The organism is Sphingomonas populi, assembly GCF_004208535.1.
GTDB lineage: Bacteria > Pseudomonadota > Alphaproteobacteria > Sphingomonadales > Sphingomonadaceae > Sphingomonas > Sphingomonas populi.
In genome coordinates this window covers 1-709 of sequence record NZ_SGIS01000171.1, presented here as the reverse complement: position 1 = coordinate 709, position 709 = coordinate 1, and the positions used below count along the sequence as shown (strand labels likewise).

Here is a 709-nt window from a genome sequence, read left to right as displayed (position 1 = left end):
GATACGATCCTGGGAGAACTGGCCAGGATACCGGACATCACGCTTGCGGATCTGCGGAGCGCGCTTGCCGGGCAAGGGATCGCGGTGAGCGTGGCAGGCCTGTGGCGCTTTTTCGAGCGGCGGCAGATCACGCTTAAAAAAAGTCCGGGCATGCGACCGAGCAGGATCGCCCCGACGTCTTGATACGGCGCGAGGCGTGGTTCGAGGGTCAGCCCGATCTCGATCCGTACACGCTGGTGTTCATCGATGAGACCTCGGCCAATACGAAGATGGCCCGTCTGCATGGACGTGCGCCGCGCGGCGAACGGCTACGTGCCTCGATCCCGCACGGCCATTGGAAGACCACGACATTCGTCGGCGCCCTGACAACATTGGGCATGACCGCGCCGATGGTACTCGACGGACCGATGACCGGCGCGTGGTTCCTCGCCTATACCCAGCAGGTGCTCATACCCACGCTCCACCGGGGCGACGTCGTCATTCTCGACAACCTGCCCGCCCACAAGGGCGACGAGGTGCGCAAGGCAGTCGAGGCCGCCGGCGCGACGCTCCTGTTCCTTCCGCCATATTCGCCCGATTTCAACCCGATCGAAAACGCCTTCTCGAAACTCAAGACCTTGCTACGCAAAGCCGCCGCCAGAACGGTTGATGACCTCTGGCGCATTATCGGCCAATCTATCGACGAATTCACCCCCGCAGAGTGCAAAAA

The 709-nt window shown here is 62.3% G+C and carries 1 pseudogene; it reads left to right on the top strand.

The window, feature by feature from the left end:
• Positions 1-709, top strand: a pseudogene (locus EWE75_RS24780) (IS630 family transposase); the annotation flags it as partial.